The following is an 18,128-nucleotide window of genomic DNA, read 5'->3' on the forward strand; positions in this document are numbered from 1 at the left end:
GCGGTGAGCGGTCGGATCCGCGCGGCGTGCTGCGGTGAATGACCCGGTTCAGGCCGCGAAGAACTTGGCGATGCGCTCGTAGAGATCGCGCGCGTCCTCGGAGACCGCGGAGCACTTCTGCGCCTCGTTCTGCAGCGGTCGCAGGCGGTCCTTGACCCGGCCGGACTTGATCGGGCTCGCGGCCTCGATGGCGCTGCGCCCGATCTTGGTGCCGTACTCGATGTTGCCGTCGATGAGGTGATCGGTGGCCAGCATGGACAGCATGAAGGTGCGGGAGCGGGCCATCGACTCGTCGTACTCGGTCAGGCAGCGCTCGAGCGCGGGGATGGCGTACTTGGTGTGCTCGCGGTGGTACTGGGCGAGGACCGAGTGCACGGTCCCGGTCATCGCGTACACATCGGTCTGGTTGAAGAACTTCACCCAGGACTCGGGGTCGCTCTTGTCGGCTCGTTCGTACTCGTCCCTGGTCCGGCCGAGCGAGCGGATCGCCTGCTGGGGCATGTCGAGCTGGGCGTATGCCCATGCCTCGTTGGCGCACAGCACCGCGACGGCGAGCTCGGAACCGGATTCCTGTGCGGCGAGCTGGCCGAGCTGGAAGAGCTTGAGCGCGTCGTTCGAGGCGTCCTCGTGCAGGTAGACCCGGCCCATCCGGTAGAGGATGTTCGCCACCAGCGGGTGCGCCTTCGCTTCACGGGCCAGTTCGAGTGCCCGGCCGAAGTGGCTGCGCGCGCTGGAGCGCTTCCCGGTGTCGAACGAGGTCCATCCGGCGAGGTTGTGCAGGTCGGCGAGGGCGACGAACAACCGGTCCCGCACCACCTCGGCGGCGCTGGAGCTGAGCATCTGCTGGCCCCAGGACAGCTGGGCGACCACGGCGTCCCGGCAGAACCCGCCGCCGTACTGATAGTCGAGCGCGCGCAGTGCCCTCGTCGCCGCTTCGAGCTGGCGGACGTCGGTCATGCCGATCGCGTTGGGCGCCGGGGTGCGTTCGGTGCGGGCGACGAGGTCGGGATCGGAGCTGATGGTCGCCGCGCCCATGGTCACGGCCGCCGCGTGGGCCAGGAAGCGGCGCCGCTTGACGTTCTCGTCCTCTTCCGGCTGCGGATCCTTCTCCGCGGTGGCGACGGCGACCTCGGTCTGCTCGTCGTAGGCGAGTCCCATGGAACCGCGCGGGATTCCGAGCCCGTCGGCGATTCTGGCGAGTACGTCGTAGGCCATGACCTGGCGGCCCTTGAGGATCTCGGACACCTCGGACTGGGACTGCCCGGTCTGCGCCGCGATCTGGCGCTGCGAGATGCCCTCGCGGCGCAGCAGGCGGTAGACATTGCTGACGTCCCTGGCAGCGAGCGCTTCACGCATCTCCTGCCCATCCCACAGCGTCGCGGGGATGTCGGATCCCCGCGAGGTACCCCCTGGCAAACCGTGCATTTCGATCCGCCTCACCGTTCGACTCAGCGCTTGTCAAGCAGTGTAAGCAAAGTACGCCGTTCGGGAAACGCTTGACACGACCGCTGATCTGCCCGGCCGAACTCCCGCCTACCGCTCACCGGTCCTGGCGGGCCGATGGGCGCTACTGCTTTCCACTTTCTATCTGCAACTCGCATTCTAGTTCTCACAGCGGCAAGCCGGACAGAGCGCGGGCCGAAAGAGGCGGAAAGGGTGACAAAACATGGCGTTTTGGTCTCGACTCGGTCGTGATCGCGTCACCCCAGCGCAACGGTCCTGCTCCGAATGGCATGCTACTGACCGGTACGTAAGTAGCGGGTCCGGAAACGGCCGCCGGTTGGAAAGGTCACGGTGAACGGTTCGTGGACGAGATCCTCGAGCAGGTCCTGCGCAATGCCGTGTGGGAACGGCTGGACATGCTCACCGAACTTGCAGATGCCGAGGAGCAGGACCTGGTCACGGTCGCCCGCTCCGAACTGCCAAAGCTGACCGAGGACTGGCGTGAGCTGCTCGCCATGCACGAGCCGGACACCCAGGGCAATTGCCCCGAGTGCTCGAGCAGGTGGCGGCAGCAGCGCTCACCGTGCCCGATCTGGCGTGCCGCGTACGACCACCTCGTCGGTGGGGCGCTCTCGGCGCGGCCACCTAAACCGTCGATGTCCCGCAGGCGCGCGGAGTCGACGGAGATCGCCGCCGAACGACAGGCGGCAGTCGGTATGCGCGCGACGGCTGGAGCCGCGTACTGACCCCACGAACCCCGCGGGCCGGTGCCGCTGCGCACCCCTCCCCCGACCGGTATCGGTCCGCGGCCCCAACATGGTGGCGCCGGCTCGCACCAGCCGGCGCCACCATTTCTATGCGCTACGAGTCTCCAAGTCTGTTTGTCGACATGATCATCGGCGCAGGGTGACCGGCTCATGCGATTGTCGTAGCGAGTGGCGGCATTGGGCGGGATAGCGGCGATCGGTTGGGTATGGTGCGTTGCTCGAACAACTTTTACAGTTGGTAGAAGGGAAGCGAAGGCAACGACGTGAACCAATTCTTCGAGTTCGTCGGACAGCGCTGGGGCTCCCTGCTTTTCGACCTCTACCAGCACGGCAGCCTTGTCCTGCAGTGCACCGTGCTCGCGGTCGTCATCGGTGTCGGTATCGGTATCGCGGTCTATTCGAGTCCCGGGGGCTCAGCGATCGCGACCGCGTTGACGAGCGCGATCCTGACGATTCCGTCCTTCGCGCTGTTCGGCCTGTTCATTCCGGTGCTCGGCCTCGGGGTGCAGCCTGCGGTGATCACGCTCACCCTCTATGCGCTGCTGCCCATCGTGCGCAACACGATCGTCGGGCTGGCGAACATCGATCCGGCCGTCACCGGGGCGGCGCGCGGGATCGGCATGCATCGGCTCGGTGTGCTCACCAGGATCGAGCTCCGCCTGGCCTGGCCGTCGATCCTGGCGGGCACCAGGGTTTCGGTGCAGATGCTGATGGGGATCGCGGCCATCGCGGCGTTCGCCAAGGGGCCGGGGCTCGGCGGTTCGATCTTCTCCGGGCTCGCCGCGATCGGCAGCAAGACCGCGGTGGACCGGGCGTTGGCGGGCACGATCGGCATCGTGGTGCTCGCGCTCGTCGTGGACGGGCTGCTCGTGCTGCTCGGCAGGTTCACCACCTCGCCGGGGGTGCGCGCCCGGGCATGATGGGGACAAAGCGAAGGACACGCGGACGGACCGATTTCGTCGTGTTCGGCGTCGCGGGTGCGCTCGCCGTCGCGTTCGTGCTCTGGGGTGGGCTCGGCACGAACTCGCTGTCCACGGTGACCACGAAGATGCTCGGCTGGCTGGAGTCGAACTTCGGCTGGGCGTACGTGCTCGCCGCGAGCGGATTCGTGCTTTTCGTGCTGTGGCTGGCTTTCTCGCGCTACGGCAAGATCGTGCTCGGCAGGGACGAGGACACACCGGAATTCAAGACGCTGCCGTGGATCGCGATGATGTTCGCGGCGGGCATGGGCATCGGCCTGATGTTCTACGGTGTCTCGGAGCCGCTGACCCATTACACCGACCCGCCTCCGGGGACCGGTGCCACACTGGACACCTCGATGGCCACGACGATGTTCCACTGGGCGCTGCACCCCTGGGCCTTCTACGCGGTGGTCGGGCTCGCGATCGCCTACAGCACGTTTCGCCGGGGGCGCCCGCAGCTGGTCTCCTCGGCCTTCATTCCGCTGATCGGGGACCACGCGAAGGGCTGGATCGGCAGGCTGATCGACATCCTGGCGATCTTCGCGACATTGTTCGGTTCGGCGGCCTCGCTCGGCCTTTCCGCGCTGCAGATCGGTTCCGGGCTCAAGGCGGCCGGTTTCATGTCCTCGGTGAGCACGATCGTGCTCGTGGTCGTGATCGTGGTGCTGACCGCGGCGTTCATCTTCTCCGCGGTCTCCGGTATCGAGCGCGGGGTGCAGTGGCTCGCCGCCACGAACGGGATTCTCGGCGTCGCGGTCGCCCTTTTCGTGTTCATCGCCGGCCCGACGGTCTTCATTCTGAACCTGCTGCCGACCACGCTCGGCGACTATCTCAAGGATCTGCCCGGAATGGCCGCGCGCACCGAGGCTTCCGGTGGCCTGGACATGGCCAGGTGGCTGTCCAAGAACACGATGTTCTATTGGGCGTGGTGGATCTCCTGGACTCCGTTCGTCGGGATGTTCATCGCGCGTATTTCGCGTGGGCGCACCATTCGCCAGTTCGTCGGCGGGGTCATCCTCGTGCCGAGCGTGATCTCCCTGGTGTGGTTCGCGATCTTCGGCGGAGCGGCGATCACCACGCAGCGCGGTGGCCTCGACCTCGCCGCGCGCTCCCAGGAGGGCCAGCTTTTCGGGTTGTTGCAACAGTATCCGGCGGTCACGTTCACCTCGCTCGTGGTGATGATCCTGGTCGGGGTCTTCTTCGTCTCCGGGGCGGACGCCGCCTCGATCGTGATGGGTTCGCTCTCCCAGCGCGGATCCACCGAGCCGAACAAAGCGGTGATCGCCTTCTGGGGGGCACTGACCGGTGCGGTCGCCGCGATCATGCTCATCATCGGCGGGGGCGGGGAATCGGCGCTGACCGGCTTGCAGAACCTGACGATCATCGTGGCCTCTCCGTTCGTGATCGTCATGGTGCTGCTGTGTATCGCACTGGTACGGGATTTACGAAGAGATCGGGTCGTGCTGCGGGACGACAAGGGAGCCGAGGTCATCGAGGCAGCGGTGGACCATGGAACCGAACGGTACGGCGAGGACTTCTACCTGACCGTCGATTCGCCGTCGAGGAAGAAGAGTAAACGATCATGACGAACACCGAGAACGCGCCGAGTGGCGCGGAAATCCGCCTCGAAGAGGTGACGAAGCGCTATTCCGGAACCGCGAGTCCGGCGGTCGCCTCGGTCACGATGACGATTCCCCCGGGAAAAACGGTGATCTTCGTCGGACCGTCGGGCTGCGGCAAGACGACCACGATGAAGATGATCAACCGGCTCATCGAACCCACCTCGGGCCGGATCAGCATCGATGACCGCGATGTGCTCGACATCGATCCGGACAAGCTGCGCCGCACCATCGGCTACGCCATCCAGCAGGCGGGGCTTTTCCCGCACATGACGGTGGCGCAGAACATCGGCATGGTTCCCTCGCTGTTGCGCTGGAACAAGAAGAAGCTCGCCGAGCGGGTAGAGGAGATGCTCGATCTGGTCGGGCTGGATTCCGCGGTGTTCCACGACCGGTATCCGCGCCAGCTTTCCGGCGGCCAGCAGCAGCGGGTCGGTGTGGCGCGAGCGCTCGCCGCGGACCCGCCGGTATTGCTGATGGATGAACCGTTCGGCGCGGTCGATCCGATCACCAGGGGGAATCTGCAGGATGAGCTGATGCGGCTGCAGTCCGAGCTGCACAAGACGATCGTGTTCGTCACGCACGATTTCGACGAGGCGGTCAAGCTGGGCGACCGGATCGCGGTGCTCGGCGAGCAGTCGAAGATCCTGCAGTACGACACCCCGGAGGCGATCCTGCAGAATCCGGCCGATGACACGGTCGCCGGATTCGTCGGCGCCGGTGCCTCGCTCAAACAGCTCACCCTGCTGCGGGTCCGGGATGTGGAGCTGAAGCAGGAGGCGATCACCGCGCGCCCGGACGAGACCGTCGAGGCGGTGCGCCGCCAGCTCGAGGAGCGGAACCGGCCGTTCGCCTTGGTGCTCGACGAGCGGGACCGGCCGGCCCGCTGGGTCCACAAGCGACAGTTGGCGCAGGCGAGTTCCTTGCGCACCGCGGGAAAACCGATCGGGGACTTCGTCTCCACCCAGTCCACGCTGCAGGACGCGCTCGAGGCCTGCCTCGCCGAGGGCGGAGCGGCGGTGGTCACCAAGGAACGCGGCCGTTATGCCGGAACCATCGATATCGACACGGTGATGGCGACCGTGCAGCGGCTGCGCGATGAGGCCGGGGTGTCCGAATGAGTACCGCCACCGCCCAGCTCGGCGAGCGCCGCTCGGAACGGTTGCGCATCTGGGGCCAGCCGATCGCGGTCGTGCTGATCGTGGCGGCCGTGCTCATCTGGGCGTTCGCCAGCGAACTCGACGACATCGAGAAGCGCAATCTCAATGCCGCGGTGATTCTTTCCCTTACCTGGGAACACATCGTGCTCTCCATCGCGGTCGCGGCGATCGTGGTGTTCGTCGCCGTTCCGCTCGGGGTGCTGCTCACCCGCCGGTGGGCACGGTTCGCCGCCCCGTTCTTCCTGGCGATCGCGAACATCGGGCAGGCGGCGCCCTCGATCGGGGTGCTCGTGCTGTTCTTCCTCGCGCTCGGCGGGGTGGTCAACTTCTGGGTCGCCGTGGGGCCGATCGCGTTCTATGCGCTGCTTCCCGTACTGCGCAACACGATTCTCGGGGTGCGCAGCGTCGACTCGTCCTATGTCGAGGCGGGCACCGGTATCGGCATGTCGCGCTCCAAGGTGCTGTTCACCATCGAGCTTCCCCTTGCCGTGCCCTACATCCTCGCCGGTCTGCGCACCTCGCTGGTGCTCGCGGTCGGCACGGCGACCCTGGCCACGTTCGTCGGTGACGGTGGACTCGGGGAGCTGATCGTCACCGGCTACAAGCTCGCCCGTTACCCGGTGCTCGTGGTCGGGGCGGCGCTCGCGATGGCGCTGGCGCTGCTGGTCGACTGGCTCGGTGGCCTCGCGGAGCGCTGGATCGGTCCGAAGGGGTTGCGATGAAACGGTTTGTCTCGGTCCTGCTCGCCGCGCTGCTCGCGGGTTCGCTTTCCGCGTGCGGACTCTCCTCCGGCAACAGCGTGCCGTTCTCGGTCGGTCCCGGCTCGATCCGGATGGATCCCAGTCTCAAGGATGTTCCGGTGACGGTGGGGTCGAAGGATTTCACCGAGCAGATCCTGTTGGCCTACATCACCGAGTACGCCCTGCAGGCCGCGGGTATGGATGTGAAGGACCTGTCGAACATCTCCGGTTCCAATTCCGGAAGGCAGGCCCTGCTGGACGGACAGATCGACGTGATGTGGGAATACACGGGCACCGCGTGGATTTCCTACCTCAGTAAGACCGATCCCATTTCCGATCCGGACAAGATGTTCGCCGCGGTGCGCGATGTGGATGCGGGGAACGGGGTTTCCTGGGTGGACCGGGCACCGCTGAACAATGTGTACACGATGGCGCAGAGCCAGCAGGTGCGGAAGAAATACGGAGTGCGGACGCTGTCGGACCTGGCCGCGTTGTTCCGCAAGGATCCGTCCGCGGTGACGATCTGCATCGAGAGCGAGTTCGCCAGCCGTAATGACGGGTGGCCCTCGGTGGAGAAGAAATACGGTTTCAAACTCCCGGATTCGAACATCCGCAAACTGGATACCGGCGCCATCTACCAGGCTACGGCGAACGCCCAGTCGTGCAATTTCGGTGAGATCTTCCAGACCGATGCCCGGCAGCGCTCGCTGAACCTGAGCACCCTCAAGGACGACAAGCACGCTTTCCCCGCCTACAACGGCGCGGTGACGTTACGGACCGAATTCCTCAAGCAGCATCCCGCGATCGAACGTGTGCTCGCGCCCGTCGCCGCGAAACTGACGAGCAATACGATGATCGAGCTTTCCACCCAGGTCGATGTGCGGGGCAGGGATTCGGCCGAGGTCGCGCGCGAATGGATGATCGCGCAGGGTTTTGTCTCGGATCCCGCGAAGTCCCGCTGATCGCGGCATGCGCCGGTTCGCCGTCCTGAGCGCAGTGCTGTTGTTCCTCGTGTCCGGATGTGGGCTCTCGTCCGGCAGCACCGTGCCGTTCGCCGCGGCGCCCGGTTCGATCCGGCCGGTGCCCGCGCTGCGCGGGGTCCCGGTGACGGTGGGGTCGAAGGATTTCACCGAGCAGATCCTGTTGGCCTACATCACCGAGTACGCCCTGCAGGCTGCGGGGATGCAGGTGCAGGACCTGTCGAACATCTCCGGTTCGAACGCCGGGCGGCAGGCCCTGCTGGACGGCCAGATCGACCTGATGTGGGAGTACACCGGGACCGCGTGGATGTCGTATCTGGGCAAGACCGACGCGATCTCGGACCCGGACCGGATGTTCGCCGCGGTGCGCGATGTGGATGCGGGGAACGGGGTTTCCTGGGTGGACCGGGCGCCGCTGAACAATGTGTACACGATGGCGCAGAGCCAGGACGTGCGCCGGAAGTACGGGGTTCGGTCGCTCTCGGATCTGGCCGCGCTGTTCCACAGGGATCCGTCCGCGGTGACGATCTGCATCGAGACCGAGTTCGCCAGCCGCAACGACGGCTGGGCGGCCGTGGAGAAGAAATACGGGTTCAAGCTCCCCGATTCGAACATCCGGAAGCTGGACACGGGCGCTATCTACCCGGCGACGGCGAGCGGGCGCTCCTGTCACTTCGGCGAGATCACCGAGACCGATGCCCGCCAGCGTGCCCTGAAGCTCGACACCCTGACCGACGACGGCCATGCCTTTGCGGCATACAACGCGGCGGTGACTATGCGTACCCGGTTTGCACGGGCCTATCCGGGCATCGCGCGGGTGCTCCGGCCGGTGGCCGCGAAACTGACCAGTCAGACGATGCTCGACCTGTCCGCGGAGGTCGACGTGCGCGGCAGGGACTGGGCCGAGGTCGCGCGTGACTGGATGATCAAGCAGGGATTCGTGCGCTAGCTCCGCTCACTCTTCCTGCTCTTTTGATGACTCACGGTGATCATTTTTCTTGCTTTCCGACTTGGCGGTGTCCGCGTAGAGCTTCGCGCGCGCCTCGCCGTGCACCGATTCGATCGCCTGGTGAGCGGCTTCCGCCTGCTCAGCGAGCCATGTCTCGAAGTCGTCCTTTGTTTCGGTCATCATGCTCTCCCCGACACCCTCCCGGTACCCGACTCAGTTACATCAACTGACGGTAACAGTGAACCCCCGGTCGACGCATCGGCAACCGAAATGTCCAGTTAATGGGACGCTGCGAGCGGGGGAGCGGTGCTCGTGCGTGGTTGTGTTGGTTAGAACCAACACAACCACGCACGAGCACCCGTTTGTCCTGGTCAGTGGCCTGCGGCGTAGCCCTGATCGGTTCGCGGGTTGGCGCCCGCGCGAAGCAGGCCGGTTTCCGGGTCCCGGGCCACAGCACACATTCGGCCGAGTGACCAGGGTCCGGAGTCGTGAACCTTGTGCCCGATCTCACGCAGCCGCGCGAGGGTGTCCGCGCCGAGCCGGGATTCCGCGACGAGGGCACCCGGATCCAGGTGCGCGGGCTGAACGAGCTCGGGAAAGACAGGGAGTGCTAGGAGGGTGCGTCGATCGCGCTCTGCAGGTCGAGGCCGCCGTGGATGTGGGCAAGCCAGCCGAAGGCGAGGCGAGGTTCGCCCGCGCGCAGGGCGAGGCTCGGGGTGAGCGTGGTGCGCGGCCGTTTTGCCGGGTGAGGGAGTTGGGCTGCCCTGGCTCGAGCCAGAACATCCGGGCACGGGTGCCGAGGCAGAAGCCGAGCGATTCGAGGGCGGGCGAGGACTGCAGCCAGCCACGGGAGGGGTCGCCGAGACGATGTTGCCGCGCGTGTCCACGACGTCTACGTGCACGGTGTCGCCCCGGGTGTTGCCGGTGCGCCCGATGGTGGGTTCGCCCGACCGACCCGAACGCGTCGAGCAGTTCGGGCACGGCGAGACCCGGTCCTCGCGGACGAACGCGGGCAGCCGTGGTTCGGCGCCACCGGGCGATCCCGGTCGCAGTTCGGCGTTCGCGGTGTCCGTGATGAGTGCCCGGCACGCGGCCAGGCATCCCGGATCGAGCAGTTCCTCGGCGCTGACCCGCGCGGAGTCGGCGAAGGTGAGCTTGGCGCACTCCGTGGCCACGTGCACCGTTCGTACGCTGGGGATTCCCTCGGTGTAGTCGAGTTCATCGCGGAATCCCTCGAGTAGGGCAAGCGTTTGCGCGAGGACCGGTCCTTGGCTCCACAGTCCGCATTTGGCCAGCATCCACTCGCTGAGGCGCACGGTGACCGGGTCTTCGGTGCTCGCCGCTCAGCGCGCCAGATCATTCCCGGTCAGCAGGTCGGCGTGCGCGACCCCGGACTCGTGTACCTCGGCCTCGTCGAGCAGGCGTTCCCAGGTGTCGGCGAGTACCGGATCGCGATGCATACCGTCGGCCGGTGTGCCGCGCGGGCACCAGAGGGCCGACGGCCGGGTAGTCGTTGCGGGCGTAACCGATGGCATAGCCGGGCACCTCGCGAAGCGTCTCGGTGCCGTAGTCGCGCAGCAGCCGCAGCCAGCCGTCCCACGCCCCGGGCACGGTCGCCGGAAGCAGTCCGCTGCCGGGCATGATGTCGAAGCCGAGCCCGCGCATTGCTCGATGCTTGCGGCCTGCGGGTCGACGACCTGGAGCACGAACCCGGCAGCGACCGGCGGCATCGAAGGCGTTGCCCCTGGGTCTCCAGCACTGCCATCCCGGCAGCCGTTCCCAGCCAGTGAGTGGAGGAGACCATTCCATGGGTACCGCGCAACTCGGGCCGGGTTGTCCACACGTGGCCCTATTTTGGCTTGGCGGGCCTTCCGACACCATGCCAGGTGAGCCCGGCCTCGTTGAGGGTGGCCGGATCCAGGTGGTTGCGAGTGTCGAGCACGAGCGAACCGCTCATCAGCTCGGCGACCACATCCCAGCGCAGTGTCCGGAACATCGGCCATTCGGTCAGCAGCAGTACCGCGTCGGTGGCCTTCACCGCCTGATAGGCATCGTCCACGATGGTGATGCCCTCGACCTCGCCGCCGATCGCCGGATCGAACGCGGTGATCTCGGCACCCTCGGCGAGCAGTAGTTCGGTGACCGCGAGCGCGGGCGAACCGCGCAGGTCGTTGGTGCCGGATTTGAAGGCGAGTCCGAGCACCCCGATCCGCGCCTGCCGCAGCGGCCTGTCCAGCTGGGCGCGCAGCCGTTCCACCACACGCTCCCGTTGCCGGTTGTTGTCCTCGATCGCTGCGCGGAGCACGTCGAATCGTCCGCCGGTGGCGTCCACCGAGCGCAGCAGCGCCGAGGTGTCCTTCGGCAGGCAGGATCCGCCCCAACCGGGTCCCGGGCGCAGAAATGAACTGCCGATGCGCGGATCGTGTCCCATTCCCGCGGTGACCGCGTCGATATCGGCACCTACCGATTCGCACAATTCGGCCATCGCATTGACATAGGACAATTTGACCGCGAGAAAGCAATTCGAGGCGTACTTGATCATTTCCGCGCTCGCGGCGTCGGTGCATACCGTCGGCGTGCGCAGTGGGCCGTAGAGGCAGGCGACCTGATGGGCGGCGTTCTCGTCATCGCTGCCGACCACGATGCGGTCCGGATTGAGGAAGTCGTGCACCGCGCTGCCCTCGGCGAGGAACTCCGGATTGCTGACCACGGCGAGGTCCTGGCGGCCGAGCAGCTGGCTCACCCATTCGGCGGTACCGACCGGGACCGTGGACTTGGTGACCACGATGGTCCCCGGTGCCAGGAGTTCGCGCAGCTCGGTGACCACGGAACGGATCGCGGACAGGTCGGCGTTCCCGTCCTGGCCCATCGGGGTCGGCACGCAGAGAAACACGATTTCCGCGTCCGCCGCGGCCGAGGCACCCACCACGAACTCCAGGTCACCGGCGGCGATGCCGTTCTCCACCAGTTCGGCGAGGCCCGGTTCGAGAATGTCCACCCTGCCCTCGCGCAGCCGCGCGACCTTGGTCTCGTCGATATCCGCGCAGGTGACGTGGTAACCAAAGGAAGCGAGGCACGCACCGATTGTCAGTCCCACATATCCGGTACCAACCACCGCGACCCGACGGATCGACACGTCCATCACACTCCCGGTATCCATCTACGGTAACGACCGTGGCAGGTTCAGTTGGCGCACGAGCGAACGGCGGTGAGATGTCGTGCATATTCGACCGTACTGATTGTCAATCGGGGTAGCACCATATCGCACCGATATAAAGGGCTCGTTGTCGACAAGATCACGTGATGTATGGGGCTGCCGCACTAGTGACTACAGTACGGGCGTGCGGCAGCGACGGCTGGGAACGTCCGGTTTGGTGGTCTCCACCGTCGGACTCGGGTGCGACAACCTCGGCCGGCCCGGAACGGGTACGAGCTCCGAGGAAGGGGCCACCGCGGTCGTCCGTGCCGCGGTCGAATCCGGGATCACCTACTTCGATGTTGCGGATGTCTACGGTTCCCCGCGTGGGCGGGCCGAGGAGCTGCTCGGCAATGCGGTCGGCCCGGTCCGGGATTCGGTGCTGCTCGGCACCAAGTTCGGCATGGCGGGCCGGGGGGATTTCGGCGCGCACGGATCGCGGCGCTATATCCGGCTGGCGGTCGAGGGATCACTGCGCCGGCTCGGTACCGACTGGATCGACCTCTACCAGCTGCATCGCCCGGACCCCTCGACCCCGCTCGCGGAGACCATGGGCGCGCTCGACGACCTGGTCCGCGCGGGCAAGATCCGGTATTTCGGCATCGGGAACTTCGCCGGATGGCAGCTTGCGGACGCGGTGTGGACCGCGGCCCGGGCGCACGGCGTGACCCCGGTGACCGCGGTGAACCATTACTCCCTGCTCGACCGGTCCGCCGAACGGGAACTGCTGCCCGCGGCGCGCCGCTTCGACCTCGGACTGCTGCCGTACTTCCCGCTCGCGAATGGTCTGCTCACCGGTAAATACGCCGAAGGGGTCACGCCGCGTCCCGGGTGGCGCCTCGCCGGGCGGCCGGACCTGCTCGCCAACGCCCCGTGGCGGCGGATCGAGGCGCTGCGTGAGTTCGCCGCGATCCGTGGCCTCGACCTGACCACGGTCGCGATCGGCTGGCTCGCCGCACAGCGCCCGGTCGGCTCGGTCATCGCCGGTGCGACCACCGTGGACCAGGTCTGGCGCAACACCGCCGCCGCGGACTGGGTACCCACCCCGGAGGACTGTGCGGCCATCGACGCGATTTGCCAACCAGGCGTCTGACCAGGTCAAACGGGTGCTTGTGCGTGGTTGTGTTGGTTAGAACCAACACAACCACGCACGACCGGGTTTGCCAGGTTAGGCTTGCCTTATTGGAGGGCGTATGAGTATCGAGCCGGTGCGGTCGGAGGCGGAACTGCGGGAGATCGTCGCGGAACCGGCGAAAGCGATCGCGAACAAGGCGGCCTCGCGGATCGACGCGGAATCCCGGCGGTTCATCGAGGCCTCACCGTTTTGTCTGCTCGCCACGACCGGCGAGGACGGCACCGTGGATGTGTCGCCGCGCGGTGATCCGCCGGGCAGTGTGCTGGTCTTCGAGGACGGGCGCTCGATCGCGCTCCCGGATCGCAAGGGGAACCGGCGGCTGGACAGTATGTGCAACATCCTGGGCAATGACCGGGTCGGAATGCTTTTCCTGGTGCCGGGGGTCGGCGAGACGCTGCGGCTCAACGGGCGCGCGCGGCTCGTCCGCGAGGCCCCGTTCTTCGAGCGGATGGCCGTACAGGGCAAGCCGCCCGCGCTGGCGATCCTGATCGAGGTCGAGGAGCTGTTCCTGCACTGCGGTAAGGCGTTCCTGCGTTCCTCGCTGTGGGATCCGGAAACCTGGCCGACGAAGGAGTCGCTGCCGAGCGCGGCGCGGATCGCGAAGAGCCAGACGAATTCCCGGGTCCCGGAGGCGGTGTTCAAGGCCGCGCTGAACCTCGACTACAAGCACAACCAGTACTAGAGCACGCCTTCCTGCGGGCTCTGAGTCACTGCTTGTGATACGCCCCGGAGGCCTGCTCGCTGTAGTCGGGGAAGGCGGGGCGCATGGTGCGGGAGGTCTTGGGCACCCGGAGCATGATCTTCATGCCTTCCCCGGGCGCGGTCTCGAGTTCGAGCGCGTACTCGTCCCCGTAGGCGCTGCGCATGCGCTGGTTGATGTTGCCGATACCGACGTGGGCGCCGGTCTTGTGCGCGTCGGCGAGGTCTGCGGTGAGCCGGTCGGGATCCATGCCGACCCCGTCGTCCTCGACGGTGATGAGCACGTCGTTGCCGTGGTCCTGGGCGAGCACGGTGACGGTGCCCCCGCCCGGTTTCTTGGCCAGGCCGTGCCGCACCGCGTTCTCCACGAGCGGTTGCAGCACGAGGAAGGGCACCGCGACGCCGAAGACCTCGGGCGCGATGTTGATCCGGGTACCCAGCCGAGGGCCGTAGCGGGCGCGTTCGAGGGTGAGGTAGCGGTCGATGTTGCGCAGTTCGTCGGCGAGCGTGGTGTACATGCTCGACATCCGGAACGAGTACCGGGTGAACTCGGCGAAGTCCTCGAGCAGTTCGCGCGCTTGTTCGGGGTCGCGGCGGATCAGTGAGGCGATCGTGTTGAGCGCGTTGTACATGAAGTGCGGGGAGATCTGCGCGCGCAGTGCCTTGATCTCGGCGTAGGCGAGCTGTTCGCGGGATTCCTCCAGCCGTGCCAGTTCGAGCTGGGTGCAGATGAAGTGCGCGATCTCGTCGGCCATCCGGATCAGCCGCTTGCTGCTGGTCACCCCGCCGACGACGACGAGCGCGCCCGCGTTCTCCTGTTCCACCACGAGGGGGACGATCACCGCGGAGCGCATCGGGCAGCTGCCGCGGTGCGGGCATTCGAGCCGGTCGTGGTCGACGTGCTCGCGGCGGTGCCCGTGGATGGCCCGGTTGATCGGCCCTTCGACATCCGCGTAGTGGTAGTTGGCCTCGCCGTCCCAGGACAGCAATGTGCCCTGGGAGTCGGCGACCCCGACGGCGACGCATTTGAGCAGTTCACGCAATTGCGGGGTGGCCACATCGGCGGATTCCCCGGACAGTCCTCTGCGCAGGTCGGCTGCCGCGCGGGTGATCCGTTGCAGTGCCTCCATCACGGCCTCGTCCACGCTGGACTTCATGGTCCTGCGCCGGGAGACCAGCAGATAGGCGACGACGAGCAGCGCGACAACGGCGACGATCGCGACGAGGATGAACGCCGTGCCGTTCTGCAGCAGTTGCTCCACGGGCACATGGTAGTGCGCCGGGTTGTGGCTACTTCAGCAGTCGTGACATCCGGCGATCCGCGAGCGGTTTCCCGCCGGTCTGGCAGGTGGCGCAGTACTGAAAGGCCTTGTCCGCGTAGGAGACCTCGCGGACGGTGTCCCCGCAGACCGGGCAGGGCATCCCGGTGCGCGCGTGCACTCGCAGCCCGGAGCGCTTCTCGCTTTTCAGGGTGGCGGCCTTCTGCCCGACCGAGCGTTCGACGGCGTCGGTCAGGGTGGCCTGCAGCGCCTCGTGCAGTCGGTCGATGGCGTCCGCGCCGAGTTTGTTCGCGGTCGCGAACGGGGAGAGCTTCGCGGCGTGCAGTATCTCGTCGGAGTAAGCGTTGCCGATTCCGGCGATGACGCCCTGTTCGGTGAGCACGCGTTTGAGCCGCCCGCCCTGGCCGGTGAGGATCTCGGCGAGCTGGGCGCGGCTGAGTTCGAGCGCGTCCGGGCCGAGCCGGGAGATCGGTTCCACCTCGGCGGGGTCGGCCACGATCCAGACGGCGAGACCCTTCCTGGTGCCGGCCTCGGTCAGGTCGAATCCCGGGCCCTGTCCGGGTTTGCCCAGGTGACAACGCAGCGCGAGTGGTCCGGTCCCGGGTTTCGGTGGCGCGGCGGAAAGTTTCTCCGACCAGCGCAGCCAGCCCGCCCGGGCCAGGTGCACGATCAGGTGCAGCCCGGAGCAGTCGAGGTCGAGGAACTTCCCGTGCCTGCGCGCATCGCTGACTGTCCGGCCGTGCAACTCGGTCCACGGTGGGCTGGCCGTCTTGAGCGCGGAAAGGGAGGCGATGTCGACCCGTTCCACCGTGCGGCCCTGTGCGTGTTCACGCAGATAGACCGCGAGCGCTTCGACCTCCGGTAGCTCGGGCATCAGTCCGGGCCCACGAACTCATCGACCGGTTCCATGCTGGTCAGCTTAGTGCGCCGGGCTGGTTTCGTCAGTCGACCATCTGCAGTGGTCCGTCGAGGTCCGGGCCGCTGCGGTCGGCGATGTGCCTGGCGATCTTGACCGCCTCCGAGCGGGCGTGCCGCGGTCCGGTGACCGTGCCGACCCAGCGCTCGCCGGGGCGCTCGTAGAAGTCGTCGTCGGGCACCTCGGCGACGAGGGTCCACGGCCGCTGCCACAGCCAGCGCGCGGGGATGGCGAGCACGCCGACGATGAACAGCGCGATCAGCCAGTTGGGCACGACGACCTGATCCGGGGTCCACGCGATGAGCACGGTGAGCAGTAGCGCCACGATCAGCCCGAGGATGAAGGCGGGCACGTATCCGGGAGCGACATCGTGCTCGAAATCGTCGCCCAATGCGGGCGCGACCCAGTTGACCTCACTGCGCACGGTCCAGGTGCGGCCATCGGGAGCCTGCACCTGCCGCATCATCGCCGCCTCCAAGCCACGGGCCGGGAGTCTACCGGTGCTCCGGGTTCCCGAGCCAGCCCGCGAACGGGCGACTCCACTTCGTGCGCGGAAGTGTTGGTTCTCACCAACACAACCACGCACGAGCATCGGTCAGGTCTTGCTAGGGGAGGGAGATGACGACCACGACTACGTGGTTGAGCAGGCCTTTTCGGTGGGGGCTCGGTGTGGAGTCGGATCCTTTACCGAACAGGCCGTCGCCGAGTGACCGGGTGGGTTCGGGTTCGGTGGAATCCTCCGAGTAGGACGGTGAACGGGAGGAATGAGACGAAGAGGACTCGGAGGAGGAGTCCGTGGAAGAGCTCGAATAGGAGTACTCCGAGGACCGCGTGGAGTACTCCGAAGACCCTGTCGAGGAGTGGGTGGGCTCGTCCCGGGACGTGGAGGTGAAGGTCGAGTTGTCCGGGTCCGGCGTCCCGGAATGCTGCTGCCCGGGCAGCGTGGAATCGGGGACGTGACTGCTCTGCAGGTGGGGGCCGCCCTTGTCGGACTCGACCGTCGCGGAATGCGGCGGTTTCCCTTGCTGCTGGTGCTCCGCGGACTGCTCGCGGTTCGCCTGGGTGTTCCGGGTGTCGGCGCGATCGGTGTCCGACCGGTTGTGCCCGGTATGCCCCACGGTGTGCGGAGTGTTCTGTTCCGTGGAGCGCTGGTGCGGGATGTGTGGAACGGGCGCCTGGACGTTGTTCGGTGGCGCGTGCTTTGTCGGCGTGGGACTGGGCACCGGGCCGTTGGTGCCCGGAATGCAGGTGGTGCACACCGGAAGCACCTGGTCACCGCGGCCGCCGGTGTAGTCGGGCGCGGATTCCACGACCGGCCCGTGCAGCATCCCGCTCGCGACCAGTCCGAAGGCGCCGACCCCGACGACCGCGCTTGCGGTGAACGCGGCCTTCATCCGCCCGGTGAGCAGGGTGAGTTTGCCGCCGAGACCGAGCCAGGATCCGGCGGTGGTATTCCCGGCGACCGCGGTGCCGAGCCCGACGAGTGGTCCGACGTAGCTGGCGTGCGCCCGCAGTCCGGCGCACACATCGGCGAGTTCGGCGTGCAGCGCGGCGCAGGAATCGCATTCCTCGAGGTGGTGGACGATCCTGCGGCGCTCGGATCCGCGCACCGAACCGGTGGTGAAGGCGCCGAGCTTGTCCACGACCGAGCGGCAGTCGACCGGCCCGCGCGCATCGGCGAGGTGTGCCTGCAGGTAGGCGGCGCGCAGGCCGTCCCTGGCGCGCCTGGCCAGTGCCGCGGTCGCGTTCGCGGAGAGCCCAAGGCGCCCGCCGACCGCGGAGGGGCGTTCCCCCTCGACCTCCACGCGCCAGAGCACATTGCGCCAGCGTTCGGGCAGGTTGGCGAACGCGCGCGCGATGAGGTGGCGTTCCACCGAGGAGGTGCTGCGATCGCTGGCCGCCTCGACCCTGCTGGAGAGCTCCTCATCGGTGACCGGCACATCCCGGTGGCGCGCGCTCCACTCCATGGCGACCCTGCGGGTCACCGTGAGCAGGTAGGCGCGGGGGTGTTCGATCCGCGCGGAACCCCTGCGCACCGCCTGCAGCACGCGGAAGAAGGCCTCGGCCGCGAGATCGTCCGGGTCCAGGGAATTGGTATAGGTGCGCAGCGCATAGGAACGGACCGCGTCGACGTGCCGCTGGAACAACTGCGCGAAGGCGAGTTCGTCCCCATCCCCCATATGGGCGAGCAACTCGCCGTCGTCGAGCTCGGTGTAATCGACAACGGATTCGGGTGCTCTCGCGACTGCCTCCTGTGGTGAGCGCAGCACGATCGACCACCT

At 67.1% G+C, this 18,128-nt stretch carries 16 protein-coding genes and 1 pseudogene; 9 read left to right on the top strand and 8 right to left on the bottom strand.

What is annotated here, in order from left to right:
* Window positions 1–48: 48 nt before the first annotated feature.
* Window positions 49–1,356 (bottom strand): helix-turn-helix domain-containing protein, encoded by a 1,308-nt coding sequence (locus tag A37U_RS0111705; RefSeq protein WP_040587408.1) that lies wholly within the window; start codon window positions 1,354–1,356, stop codon window positions 49–51.
* 449 nt (window positions 1,357–1,805) lie between these two features.
* Between A37U_RS0111705 and A37U_RS0111710 the strand changes: the two genes are divergently transcribed.
* From A37U_RS0111710 to A37U_RS0111740, 7 genes are all read left to right on the top strand, one after another.
* Window positions 1,806–2,189 (top strand): hypothetical protein, encoded by a 384-nt coding sequence (locus A37U_RS0111710; RefSeq protein WP_020496833.1) that lies wholly within the window; start codon window positions 1,806–1,808, stop codon window positions 2,187–2,189.
* 284 nt (window positions 2,190–2,473) lie between these two features.
* Window positions 2,474–3,130: an ABC transporter permease gene (locus A37U_RS0111715; RefSeq protein ID WP_020496834.1), complete on the top strand. Its 657-nt coding sequence runs from the start codon at window positions 2,474–2,476 to the stop codon at window positions 3,128–3,130.
* A complete protein-coding gene (locus A37U_RS43245; protein WP_040587365.1) occupies window positions 3,127–4,758 on the top strand; it encodes a BCCT family transporter in 1,632 nt (543 codons plus the stop codon). The genes A37U_RS0111715 and A37U_RS43245 overlap by 4 nt, the downstream gene beginning before the upstream one ends.
* Window positions 4,755–5,912, top strand: coding sequence for an ABC transporter ATP-binding protein (locus A37U_RS0111725; RefSeq protein WP_020496836.1), 1,158 nt, complete (start codon window positions 4,755–4,757; stop codon window positions 5,910–5,912). Before A37U_RS43245 ends, A37U_RS0111725 begins: the two co-directional genes overlap by 4 nt.
* Window positions 5,909–6,673, top strand: a complete 765-nt coding sequence (locus tag A37U_RS0111730) for an ABC transporter permease (protein ID WP_020496837.1) — start codon at window positions 5,909–5,911, stop codon at window positions 6,671–6,673. Before A37U_RS0111725 ends, A37U_RS0111730 begins: the two co-directional genes overlap by 4 nt.
* The gene (locus tag A37U_RS0111735; RefSeq protein WP_020496838.1) at window positions 6,670–7,653 is read left to right on the top strand and encodes a glycine betaine ABC transporter substrate-binding protein; all 984 of its coding nucleotides are present in this window, start codon (window positions 6,670–6,672) and stop codon (window positions 7,651–7,653) included. The genes A37U_RS0111730 and A37U_RS0111735 overlap by 4 nt, the downstream gene beginning before the upstream one ends.
* A 7-nt stretch (window positions 7,654–7,660) precedes the next feature.
* Window positions 7,661–8,620, top strand: coding sequence for a glycine betaine ABC transporter substrate-binding protein (locus tag A37U_RS0111740; RefSeq protein ID WP_020496839.1), 960 nt, complete (start codon window positions 7,661–7,663; stop codon window positions 8,618–8,620).
* Window positions 8,621–8,626: 6 nt separating this feature from the next.
* Here the strand turns inward: A37U_RS0111740 and A37U_RS51395 are convergent, their stop codons facing one another.
* The 3 genes and pseudogenes from A37U_RS51395 to A37U_RS0111765 all read right to left on the bottom strand — a co-directional run bounded on the left by A37U_RS51395 (window position 8,627) and on the right by A37U_RS0111765 (window position 11,762).
* A complete protein-coding gene (locus tag A37U_RS51395) occupies window positions 8,627–8,803 on the bottom strand; it encodes a hypothetical protein (RefSeq protein ID WP_020496840.1) in 177 nt (58 codons plus the stop codon).
* 188 nt (window positions 8,804–8,991) lie between these two features.
* Window positions 8,992–10,424, bottom strand: a pseudogene (locus A37U_RS49525) (gamma-glutamyltransferase).
* A gap of 45 nt (window positions 10,425–10,469) precedes the next feature.
* On the bottom strand, window positions 10,470–11,762 hold the full coding sequence (locus A37U_RS0111765; RefSeq protein ID WP_020496844.1) for a UDP-glucose dehydrogenase family protein: 1,293 nt from the start codon (window positions 11,760–11,762) through the stop codon (window positions 10,470–10,472).
* 199 nt (window positions 11,763–11,961) lie between these two features.
* Here A37U_RS0111765 and A37U_RS0111770 point away from each other — a divergent pair, with 199 nt between their 5' ends.
* Window positions 11,962–12,909, top strand: coding sequence for an aldo/keto reductase (locus A37U_RS0111770; protein ID WP_026197119.1), 948 nt, complete (start codon window positions 11,962–11,964; stop codon window positions 12,907–12,909).
* Window positions 12,910–13,009: 100 nt separating this feature from the next.
* On the top strand, window positions 13,010–13,633 hold the full coding sequence (locus tag A37U_RS0111775; RefSeq protein WP_020496846.1) for a pyridoxamine 5'-phosphate oxidase family protein: 624 nt from the start codon (window positions 13,010–13,012) through the stop codon (window positions 13,631–13,633).
* Between the two features lie 25 nt (window positions 13,634–13,658).
* Here A37U_RS0111775 and A37U_RS0111780 read toward each other — a convergent pair whose 3' ends face one another.
* The 4 genes from A37U_RS0111780 to A37U_RS48245 form a co-directional block, all read right to left on the bottom strand.
* Complete coding sequence (locus A37U_RS0111780) at window positions 13,659–14,912, bottom strand: GAF domain-containing sensor histidine kinase (RefSeq protein WP_020496847.1); 1,254 nt, start codon at window positions 14,910–14,912, stop codon at window positions 13,659–13,661.
* Window positions 14,913–14,940: 28 nt separating this feature from the next.
* Window positions 14,941–15,804 (bottom strand): Fpg/Nei family DNA glycosylase, encoded by an 864-nt coding sequence (locus A37U_RS0111785; protein ID WP_020496848.1) that lies wholly within the window; start codon window positions 15,802–15,804, stop codon window positions 14,941–14,943.
* Between the two features lie 67 nt (window positions 15,805–15,871).
* Complete coding sequence (locus A37U_RS0111790; RefSeq protein ID WP_020496849.1) at window positions 15,872–16,312, bottom strand: hypothetical protein; 441 nt, start codon at window positions 16,310–16,312, stop codon at window positions 15,872–15,874.
* Between the two features lie 139 nt (window positions 16,313–16,451).
* Entirely contained in the window at window positions 16,452–18,116 is a 1,665-nt protein-coding gene (locus A37U_RS48245) for a sigma-70 family RNA polymerase sigma factor (RefSeq protein WP_051111615.1), read from the bottom strand.
* Window positions 18,117–18,128 lie beyond the last annotated feature (12 nt).

Source organism: Sciscionella marina DSM 45152 (assembly GCF_000379465.1).
GTDB classification, from domain to species: domain Bacteria; phylum Actinomycetota; class Actinomycetes; order Mycobacteriales; family Pseudonocardiaceae; genus Sciscionella; species Sciscionella marina.

Excerpts from the sequence above, each read along its gene's own strand:
- A37U_RS0111725 (WP_020496836.1), top strand. The coding sequence starts at position 4,755 with ATGACGAACACCGAGAACGCGCCGAGTGGCGCGGAAATCCGCCTCGAA.
- A37U_RS0111765 (WP_020496844.1), bottom strand. The coding sequence starts at position 11,762 with ATGGACGTGTCGATCCGTCGGGTCGCGGTGGTTGGTACCGGATATGTG.
- A37U_RS0111735 (WP_020496838.1), top strand. The coding sequence starts at position 6,670 with ATGAAACGGTTTGTCTCGGTCCTGCTCGCCGCGCTGCTCGCGGGTTCG.
- A37U_RS0111740 (WP_020496839.1), top strand. The coding sequence starts at position 7,661 with ATGCGCCGGTTCGCCGTCCTGAGCGCAGTGCTGTTGTTCCTCGTGTCC.
- A37U_RS0111705 (WP_040587408.1), bottom strand. The coding sequence starts at position 1,356 with ATGCGTGAAGCGCTCGCTGCCAGGGACGTCAGCAATGTCTACCGCCTG.
- A37U_RS43245 (WP_040587365.1), top strand. The coding sequence starts at position 3,127 with ATGATGGGGACAAAGCGAAGGACACGCGGACGGACCGATTTCGTCGTG.
- A37U_RS0111775 (WP_020496846.1), top strand. The coding sequence starts at position 13,010 with ATGAGTATCGAGCCGGTGCGGTCGGAGGCGGAACTGCGGGAGATCGTC.
- A37U_RS0111730 (WP_020496837.1), top strand. The coding sequence starts at position 5,909 with ATGAGTACCGCCACCGCCCAGCTCGGCGAGCGCCGCTCGGAACGGTTG.
- A37U_RS51395 (WP_020496840.1), bottom strand. The coding sequence starts at position 8,803 with ATGATGACCGAAACAAAGGACGACTTCGAGACATGGCTCGCTGAGCAG.
- A37U_RS0111790 (WP_020496849.1), bottom strand. The coding sequence starts at position 16,312 with ATGATGCGGCAGGTGCAGGCTCCCGATGGCCGCACCTGGACCGTGCGC.
- A37U_RS0111785 (WP_020496848.1), bottom strand. The coding sequence starts at position 15,804 with ATGCCCGAGCTACCGGAGGTCGAAGCGCTCGCGGTCTATCTGCGTGAA.